We start from the raw sequence: 8713 nt of genomic DNA, 5'->3' as shown, positions 1-8713 counted from the left end.
GCCTCGATTCCGTTCTGACCATCGCCGTTTCACGCGTGTCCCAGGACGCTGCCTGGGAGGGCACATGCTGACGCTCATCGCCGTTGTCTCCAGTGCCGGTGGTGCTGGCCGCAGCACCGTCACGGCCCATCTGGCGGCGCAACTTGCGCACGCCTCGCATCCGGTCGTGGTGCTCGAACTCGACGCCCAGAACAGCATCGGCTCGGTGCTCGGGCTGCGCGAGGCATGTGGCAAAGGTGTGATGTCACCGAGCGTTGCGCCGGACGGTTGGCACAGCGTGTTGTGCGAGACGCCCGCCGGTGTGCCGTTGCTGCCCGCAGGCCGCACCGACGCGACAACGCTCGCCGCGCTCGGCCAGTGGTTGCAGCAAGACACCGGAGGCTTGCGTCGCCAGCTTGATGCGCTCGGGTTGGCGCCGGGCACACGGGTGCTCATCGACACGCAACGCTTGCCCGACATGGCGGCGCAAGCGGCGGTGGCGGCTGCCGATCTGATACTGGGTATCGTGCCTGTGACAACCACAGGCTATGTCACACAACCGGATCTGATGGCGGCTTGTGCGGACCGCGTGCAGATGGTGCCGAATCTGGCCGCTGCCAATTCCTCGTTCAACAATGATCTTCTGCATCTGATGCAGGCGCGTGGGGGCGAGGCCGTCGTGCCGCTGCGTATTCATCGCGATGAGGCGATCAGCACGATGGCGGCGAACGGGAAGACACTGGCAAACGCCGGGTTCGGCTCGCAGGCAGCGCTCGATTTTGCGCGTTTGGCCGCGTGGCTGGTGCGCGCCACCACCCCGGACGAGGTGTTGGACCGGTCAAGAAGGGGCGAAAAATGATCCGCGACGCGTTGCGCTCTCTTCACCGGCTGGGTCGCGAGATGCTGGTCGTGCGTTTCGAAGTGCCGCTTAGACCGGGCGGGCGCTACCCAGGCGTGCTGCAGTGGGTGCTCGCCGCGACGGTGCGTTCGCCGCAGCATCGACTATGGATTTCGCGAATGGGCGACCGTGCTGTAGTGCTCTTGGCAGCGCGGCTCGACGTCCGTCAACTCGACCAATGGCGCGACTGGTGGCTACGCCTTGTGTTTCAACCTGCACGCCCGGGACGGCCCGACTATCCGGGACGTGCGCTGGCGTGGATCAACGAACGCGCTACGCATCGGATCGACGCCCCGGCCGATGCGAGTTTCGGGCAAATCGTGAGTGCGCTGGCGTGGCGCCGGGCCGACCGTCGCCCCGCGTTCCCGCCTTACACGGCATGGCTGGCGTTTCGGAAGTACTACGACCGTGTGCGGTCGTGGACGGTGCTGACACTCTTTGGCATCCCGCCCGGCACATCTGTACAGCTCGCCCACCGATTCGACATGCACCTTGAGCGCGCGGTGCAGTGGCGTGTGACATCGGCGATCGTCGCGCTGCTCGGGCTGATCGGCGTGTTCTGGATCGTGACGACACCGTTTGATCCCTTCGAGCAATTGCTGTTCTCGATTTGCACGCTCACGCTGGCGCTGGTGTTCCGGCGCCTCGACAGCCAATATTCCGTGCTCGTGCTGATCGGATTGTCGCTGATTTCGACGATCCGTTATGTGTGGTGGCGTCTCACTCAGTCGCTGGGGTTTGACACCATGGCCGAAGCGACGGCCGGTTATACGCTTATCGCGGCCGAAGTCTACACATGGCTGATTCTGCTGCTCGGGTATGTTCAGACGGTTTGGCCATTGCGTCGTCCCATCACGCCGCTGCCGCCGGATACGAGCCAATGGCCGACCGTCGATATCTATATTCCGACATTCAACGAGGCGCTCGAAGTGGTGCGGCCATCGGTCTACGCCGCTAGCGGAATCGACTGGCCATCCGACAAGCTCAACATTTACTTGCTCGACGACGGGCGTCGCGACTTCATGCGCGAATTTGCCGAGCTAGCGGGGGTGCACTACATGACCCGCCCCGACAACCGGCATGCCAAGGCGGGCAACATCAACCATGCGCTGGGCAAGACGCAGGGCGAGTTCATTGCCATTTTCGACTGCGACCACATCCCCGTGCGCTCGTTTCTGCAAACCACGATGGGGGCATTCTTAAAGGACGAGCGCTGCTCGCTCGTGCAAACGCCGCATCACTTCTTTTCCGACGATCCGTTCGAGCGCAACCTTGCCACGCGTGGGGCAGTACCTAATGAAGGGCGCCTGTTCTACGGAATCGTGCAGGACGGCAATGACCTGTGGAACGCCGCATTTTTCTGCGGATCGTGTGCGGTGCTGCGTCGCACGGCGCTCGAGGAAGTCGGTGGCGTCGCAATCGAAACGGTGACGGAAGACGCGCACACCGCGCTGAAGATGCACCGCCGGGGTTGGAACAGCGTGTACCTGAAAGTGGTGCAGGCAGCCGGTCTGGCCACCGAGTCGCTCTCCGGCCATGTGGGGCAACGCATTCGCTGGGCGCGCGGTATGACACAGATATTCCGTGTCGACAACCCGATCTTTGGCCGAGGTCTGAGCCTCGGTCAGCGCATTTGCTACGCCAGTGCCATGCTTCACTTTCTCTACGGCATTCCGCGCATTATTTTCCTGCTCGCGCCGATGTGCTACCTCTTTTTCGGGTTACACATCGTGCAGGCGGCCGCACTCAGTATCTGCGCTTATGTGTTGCCGCATATCGCGCACGCGAACATCGCCAACTCACGCATCCAGGGGAAATACCGGCATTCGTTCTGGTCGGATGTGTATGAGGCTGTGCTCGCGTGGTATGTGGCGCTACCTACGACGCTGGCGTTTATCAACCCGCGTTACGGCAAGTTCAATGTGACGACCAAGGGCGGCCTGATCGAGCAGAGCTTCTTCGACTGGAGCATTTCGAAGCCGTATCTCGTATTGCTCAGCGTCAATTTTCTGGGGTTCGTGGCGGGCGTATTGCGCTATTTCTACGGCCCGGTCCATGAGATGGGAGCGTTGATCTTCAATTTGGGATGGACGACGTTCAACCTTGCGGTTCTGGGAGCTGCCGTGGCCGTGGCGACCGAGGTGAAGCAGGTGCGCCGCACTCACCGGGTGTTGATGCGCATGCCTGCCACGCTATATCTGCCGGACGGACGCACGATGGCGTGCCACACGCGCGACTTCTCGGGCGGCGGCCTGGCGCTGCGAATGCCCGTGCCTATCGATCTGACCGTGGGCACCGAAGCGCAGGTGGCGCTGGCACGTGGCGTGAACGAATACGGCTTTCCGGTGAGCGTGGTCGGCGGGCGAGGACAAGACCTGTTTCTCTCGTTCCTGCCGCTCACCGAAGAGCAGGACAAACATCTCGTGCAATTCACGTTCGGCCGCGCCGACGCGTGGCGCGACTGGGATGCCGAGCGCGCACGGGACGAGCCGATCAAGGCGCTCTTCGAAATGCTGGCGATGGGCGTGCGTGGTTATCAGGTGCTGGCGAACTACCTGCTGAACAATCTCGTGACGCGTTGGCAGAATCGTTTGCGGGGTGTGCGTCAGCCGTAAGGCAGCCCGGACGGCATGCGGCGACGCAGGAAAGTAGTGACTCGGAAACGGACGAAACGTGAGCCGGACGACACCGGCGCCAAGGAACCATACGATGGGTATCTGGAACCTCTATTTCATTCTGAAGCTGTTGCTGCTGTGGGCAGGCATCATCGGCTTTCACGTGCTGCCGAACTTCGTTTTCGCGCTGTTGCTCACGATTCGGCTGCGTCCACGCTGGGCGCGCATCACGCGGCAGGTGATCGCCGTCCCGGCGGGGGCGGCATTGCTTTACTACGATTCGAACCTGCCGCCATTCGCCCGCTTCGTTGAACAGTTGCCCGCGCTGCTGCAATTCCGCGTCTCGTACATCACCGAACTGCTCGGACGCTTTGTCCCCGCGAGCGACTGGTTGTTGCTGGCGATCATGGTGCTCGCATACTGGATCGTGAACCGTTGGGTGCGCGTGACGACCTTCGTGCTGCTCGCGCTCCTGATCGTGCCGGGCGTATTGCGTGTCGGGACATGGGTGTCGGTCTCGCCGGTGGTGGCTGCACAGGGCGATAAGACGGCCGTCACGGCGGGTGCGGCATCGGGCGCCGCCGGTGGGGGAAGTGCGGCAGCGGGTGCCGGCGAATTCGTGGCGGGTAACGCAGAGGTGCCGCTGGGCGCAAATCCGGATGCGGCACTCAACAGCTTCTACGCGCGCGAACTGACGCGCTCCGTCTCGCTACCGGCACAGGCCGGGGCTGGCCCTGACTTCGACATCATCTTCCTGCATATCTGCTCGCTCTCGCAGGACGACCTCGATGTCGACGATCTCGCCAACCAGCCGTTGCTCTCGCGCTTCGACTTCGTCTTCAAGAATTTCAACTCGGCGGCGAGCTACAGCGGCCCGGCAGCCATTCGCGTGCTGCGCGCCGACTGTGGTCAGCCAACGCACAAGGCGCTGTACGATCCCGCCGGTTCGCAGTGCTATGTGATGAGTAATCTGAAGACGCTTGGCTTTACGCCGGCGCTCGCAATGAACCACGACGGGCATTTCGACAACTTCATGCGGGAAGTGCAGCAAAACTACAACGTCCAGGGCATTACGCCGTTTGACAATACGCAAGCGCGTGTTGTCATGCGCTCATTCGACGAAACCCCGGTCCGCTCGGATGGCGACGTGCTGCAATCGTGGTGGAAGCAGCGCACCACCATGCCGGACAAGCGTGTGGCGCTCTACTACAACACGATCTCGCTGCACGACGGCAACCGTCTCGAAGGCTCGACGCTCACCAGCGCGCAAAGCTATCCGACACGCGCCAAAGCGTTGCTCGACGACTTCAACCAGTTCATCGACACCATTGCGAAGTCGGGCCGCAAGGCCGTCGTGGTGTTCGTACCGGAACATGGGGCCGCGCTGCGTGGCAGCAAGCTGCAAGTCTCCGGTATGCGTGAGATTCCACTGCCCGGGATCACGCACGTGCCGGTCGCGGTCAAGCTCGTGGGTTTCGGCAACGATGCGACGGCGGCTCGCAGTACGCCTGTCACGATTTCCACGCCCACGAGCTATCTGGCGTTGATGACGCTTGTCTCGCATCTTGTCGCGAACAACCCGTTCGCGGGGACACCGGATCTGGCGCAGTATGCAAACGATCTGCCGCAAACGGCCTTTGTGTCCGCGAACGAGCAGACAACCGTCATGAAGTACGACGGCAAGGTACTCATTCGCGGTGCGGACGGTGTCTGGCTGGATCTCAGATCGATGGAGTAACGCACGCTCACGTTTTTTTCCGGAATCGCGCATACTGTGTGTCTCGCCCGCGCACGCGGGCAGCGCAGTCTTGTATCGCCGTTTGATATTGCCTGATTCGAACATTCCGGGAGTTACCGTGCAATACACAAAATTCGGCCGCACCGGCCTGAGCGTTTCCCGCCTGTGCCTGGGTACCATGACATTCGGTCTCCAGACCGAAGAAGCCGCGAGCCACGCGATTCTCGACCGCACGTCGGACGCGGGCGTCAATTTCATCGATATTGCCGACGTCTATCCGCTCGGTGCCGATACCTCGCTCGCCGGGCGCACCGAGGAGATCGTTGGGCGCTGGCTCAAGGGGCGTCGCGACAAGTTCATCGTTGCCACCAAAGCGTGCGGCCAGATGGGGCCGTCGCCGTGGGACAAGGGCGCGTCGCGCAAACACCTGCTGTCGGCTATCGACGCCTCGCTGAGCCGCTTGGGTACTGACTACGTCGACCTCTATCAACTGCATTCCGACGACACCGACACGCCGATCGACGAGACACTCGAAGCGCTCGATACCATCGTGAAGTCGGGCAGGGCCCGCTATATCGGTGTGTCGAACTACCTCGCGTACCGCCTCGCCCGGGCGCTGGGCCGTGCCGACGTGCTGCGCCTGGCGCGTTTCGTGTCGGTGCAGCCGCGCTATAACCTCCTGTTCCGCCAGATCGAGCGCGAGCTGTTGCCGCTCGCCAACGAAGAAGGGCTGGCCGTCATCCCCTACAACCCGCTCGCTGGCGGATTGCTGACCGGCAAGTACCGGCACGACGCCGCACCGAGCGAAGGACGCTTCACTACCGCGACGGTCGGCAAAGCCGGGGCGATGTACCAACAGCGCTATTGGCACGAGCGCGAGTTCGAGACCATCGAGACGCTCAAGGGCATTGCGAAGGACGCCGGCGAGTCGTTGACGCGCCTGTCGCTCGCATGGGTACTCGCGAATCCCGTCGTGACGTCGGCCATCATCGGCGCGAGCCGCGTCGAACAACTCACGCAGACGCTGGGGACTATCGATTACACGCTCGATCCGGACCTCAAGGCGAAGCTCGATGAAGCGTCGCATGCCTATCGCTGGGGGGACGCGGCCCGATAAGCGCCGCACGCCCAGTTGTTCTTTCGACTCATCAAACGAGGCGGATCATGACAAAACGCATTCTGGTGGCAACCGACGGTAGCGAATCTTCGCGCCGTGCGCTGCGAGAGACCGCGGCCTTCGCACGCAACGGCGACGCGATCCGCGTTATTCATACGGTGGAAGATCCCGTCAATCTGTTGACGTCGGCCTTCGGCAAGTTCATCGATCTGGAGCAAGTGCGCCGCGACATGCAGCGCGAGGGGGAGGAGGATCTCGCGAGGGCGGTGCTGTATCTGCGTGACGAGGGGTTCGACGCACAGGCGCATCTGCTCGATTTGCGCACCACCGGGGAGACGGTTCCCGAGGCCATGACGCGCGAGGCCAACGAGTGGGGGGCGGACATCATCATCGTTGGCACGCATGGCCGTAGCGGCGTGCGTCGCGTCATGCTGGGCAGCATTGCCGAGCAGATTCTGCGCAGCGCAGAGGTGCCGGTGATGCTGGTGGCAGGTGAGGCGCGACCGCATATGCCCTTGCGCTCGGGCGGGCACTACGAGCGGATACTTGTCGCGCTGGACGATAGTGAAACGTCGCACCGTGCGTTCGAATATGCGCTGTCGCTTGCCCGCACGCACGGGGCGTCGTTACGCGTTGTGCATGTCCTGGATCTGCCGGGGCCGTTTCTCGCCGACTTCGACCCCAAGCCGTTGCTCGATGCGGTGCGTGCTGTGGGGGAACAAGTGCGAAGCTGGGCAAAGCAGCGATTGCAGGAGGCCGGGGTGCCGGGTGAGATCGAAATGCGGGAGATTCAACCGGTGGGCGAGGGCGTTGCCGATCAGATCATCGCCGCCGGTAAGGATGCCGACGTCGATGTCATCGTGCTCGGCACACACGGGCGGCGTGGCTTCCGCCGCTTCACGCTGGGCAGCGTGGCGGAAGATACGGCGCGTCACGCAGGCCGTCCGGTATTGCTGCTGCCTGCGCATGCGCCGGTGGAGTGAGCGCGGCTGCCAGCGGCGCACGTTGGGCAAGCACGCCCGCCGTGCGCCATGTCAGATGCGCGTGTGTGCCCTCAGACCGCCGGGCCGAGTTCGGCGAGCAATGTCTTGAGTGGCGTGGCGGCGTCGGCCAGACGGGCCGGATCGATCACCGCGCGGCGGCCGACGAGTTCGCGCGCGGCAAGAAACTCCTGCGCACGGTTGATGCTCGCAGCCGCCACGACGGCGCCTTCACGCAGATAGAACAGCATGAAAACCGCCGCCCCTTGCGCGTCGGGCAACCGGCGCTCCACCACGGCGTCGTGGCCTTCGGTCATGCCGACCATCTGCAGTTTCGCGTTGAACTGATCGGACCAGAACCACGGTGCGGTCGCGACCGCCTTCGGCGTGTCGCCATGCACCACGCTCGCGGCCACCTTGGCCATTTCGCTGGCGCTCGGCACCGACTCCAGGCGGATACGGCGGCCCAGTGCGGGGTGTTCGTGATGCGCGCAATCGCCCACCGCCAGAATGGCCGGATCGCTCGTGCGTGCGAATTCGTCCACGACGATGCCGTTCTCGACCGCCAGACCGGCTGCCTGAGCAAGTTCGGCGTTCGGGATCAGACCGATGCCGACCACCACGACGTCTGCCGGCAGACGTTTGTCACCGGCCACGACGGCGACAACCTGACCGGTGGCGTCCTGCTCCAGCGCTGTCACACCGACACCGACCTGCACGTCCACACCGTTCTCGCGGTGCAGCGTCGCAAAGAACCCGGCGAGATCGGCTTCCGCCACGCGCGCCAGCAGGCGCGGCGCCGCTTCGAGCACCGTCACGCTGGTGCCCGCCTTGACGGCGCTTGCCGCCACTTCCAGACCGATATAGCCGCCGCCGACCACGACCACACGCTTCCCCGGTGTGAGGGCTTCGCGCAGGCGCTGTGCGTCGGCAATGTTGCGCAGGTAATAGACGTTCGGTGCATCGCCGCCCGGGATGGGCAGCGGGCGCACACGGCCGCCGAGGGCCAGCACCAGATGGTCGTAGCCCAGCGTCTGGCCGTCGTCGAACGTGACAGTGCGTGCCGCGCGATCGATGGCCGTGGCCGTCACCCCGAGGCGCACGTCGACTTCGGCCTTCTCCCAGGCATCGGCCGGACGGATCAGCAGGCTGGCTTCATCGGCCTGACCGGCCAGAAACGCCTTCGAGAGCGGCGGGCGGCGATAGGGCAGATGCGTTTCGCTGCCGGCGAGCACGATGCGGCCGGTGTAACCGAGTTGACGCAGTGCGAGGGCGGTTTCGCCGCCGGCCTGACCTGCGCCAAGGATGACAGTGGTGGAAGTAGCTTCGGACATGAGGATGAAAGCGAGAGAATTTGGCCGTCAGTGTAATGCATCGGCGCACGTG

6 protein-coding genes are annotated in these 8713 nt (G+C 63.7%); 5 read left to right on the top strand and 1 reads right to left on the bottom strand.

Translation table 11 applies throughout. From position 1 onward, the window contains the following. Nucleotides 1-64 precede the first annotated feature (64 nt). The 5 genes from C266_RS10040 to C266_RS10020 all read left to right on the top strand — a co-directional run bounded on the left by C266_RS10040 (nucleotide 65) and on the right by C266_RS10020 (nucleotide 7330). Nucleotides 65-838, top strand: a complete 774-nt coding sequence (locus C266_RS10040) for a cellulose synthase operon protein YhjQ/BcsQ (RefSeq protein ID WP_010807991.1) — start codon at nucleotides 65-67, stop codon at nucleotides 836-838. After that, a complete protein-coding gene (gene bcsA / locus C266_RS10035; protein WP_010807990.1) occupies nucleotides 835-3492 on the top strand; it encodes a UDP-forming cellulose synthase catalytic subunit in 2658 nt (885 codons plus the stop codon). Before C266_RS10040 ends, bcsA begins: the two co-directional genes overlap by 4 nt. 94 nt (nucleotides 3493-3586) lie before the next feature. Further along, entirely contained in the window at nucleotides 3587-5230 is a 1644-nt protein-coding gene (bcsG, locus tag C266_RS10030) for a cellulose biosynthesis protein BcsG (protein ID WP_010807989.1), read from the top strand. 118 nt (nucleotides 5231-5348) lie between these two features. Continuing rightward, nucleotides 5349-6347 carry an aldo/keto reductase gene (locus C266_RS10025; protein ID WP_010807988.1) on the top strand — a complete coding sequence of 333 codons (999 nt, stop codon included), beginning with the start codon at nucleotides 5349-5351 and terminating at the stop codon, nucleotides 6345-6347. 47 nt (nucleotides 6348-6394) lie between these two features. After that, entirely contained in the window at nucleotides 6395-7330 is a 936-nt protein-coding gene (locus C266_RS10020) for a universal stress protein (RefSeq protein ID WP_010807987.1), read from the top strand. A 71-nt stretch (nucleotides 7331-7401) separates the two neighbouring features. Here the strand turns inward: C266_RS10020 and C266_RS10015 are convergent, their stop codons facing one another. After that, nucleotides 7402-8661, bottom strand: a complete 1260-nt coding sequence (locus tag C266_RS10015; protein WP_010807986.1) for an NAD(P)/FAD-dependent oxidoreductase — start codon at nucleotides 8659-8661, stop codon at nucleotides 7402-7404. Nucleotides 8662-8713 lie beyond the last annotated feature (52 nt).

It is taken from the genome of Pandoraea sp. SD6-2, from assembly GCF_000389825.1.
GTDB lineage: Bacteria > Pseudomonadota > Gammaproteobacteria > Burkholderiales > Burkholderiaceae > Pandoraea > Pandoraea communis.
The sequence above is the reverse complement of the archived record's forward strand: the minus strand, read 5'-3'. Positions and strand labels throughout refer to the sequence as shown.

Coding starts and splice junctions, on each gene's coding strand:
- C266_RS10040 (WP_010807991.1), top strand. CDS start 65: ATGCTGACGCTCATCGCCGTTGTCTCCAGTGCCGGTGGTGCTGGCCGC.
- bcsA (WP_010807990.1), top strand. CDS start 835: ATGATCCGCGACGCGTTGCGCTCTCTTCACCGGCTGGGTCGCGAGATG.
- bcsG (WP_010807989.1), top strand. CDS start 3,587: ATGGGTATCTGGAACCTCTATTTCATTCTGAAGCTGTTGCTGCTGTGG.
- C266_RS10020 (WP_010807987.1), top strand. CDS start 6,395: ATGACAAAACGCATTCTGGTGGCAACCGACGGTAGCGAATCTTCGCGC.
- C266_RS10015 (WP_010807986.1), bottom strand. CDS start 8,661: ATGTCCGAAGCTACTTCCACCACTGTCATCCTTGGCGCAGGTCAGGCC.